1 protein-coding gene is annotated in these 470 nt (G+C 67.4%); it reads right to left on the bottom strand.

Annotated elements, in window-relative coordinates; genetic code table 11:
• Positions 1-304, bottom strand: a 304-nt coding sequence (locus ACFQ87_RS45975; protein WP_380617006.1) for a hypothetical protein, incomplete at its 3' end; no start/stop codon positions are given.
• Positions 305-470: the final 166 nt, after the last annotated feature.

Here is a 470-nt window from a genome sequence, read left to right on the forward strand (position 1 = left end):
CCCCGGCGGCCTCCCGTACACCGCCCGCGAGCACCGCGCACGTGAACGCGATCACAGGGGCCTTCCAGTCCCAGGAGGCGAACGCAATCACCGGTACGACGAACATCGAATGGACGGCGGAGACAGCAAACGCCGCCCGCGCCCAACCTCCGCCGATCACCGGCCGACGTACGGTCGCCCAGTGACGCCACCACAGTCCGGCAGCCACCGCCGCAATGACGGCCATCACAGCAGCGCCCAGCCGCGCCAGTTCAGCATCGGTCGCACTGTCAGGGGCCGGCGCGGTCGAGCCGGTCGTGTGCACGCTCAGCGCAACCGCAGTCCATCCGAGGGCCCCCGCAACCAGCAAGGAAGCCAAGGCTGCTGCGCGTCGCCGGTCCCAACTCGTCCCAGAACGCGTCAAGTTCGATTTCATGCCTCATCCTAGCTTTGACTCGTTCGGAGATCTCGTTCGCTGCCGTGTCAGCTGA

Source organism: Kitasatospora sp. NPDC056531, assembly GCF_042794375.1.
In the GTDB taxonomy this organism is placed as follows: domain Bacteria; phylum Actinomycetota; class Actinomycetes; order Streptomycetales; family Streptomycetaceae; genus Kitasatospora.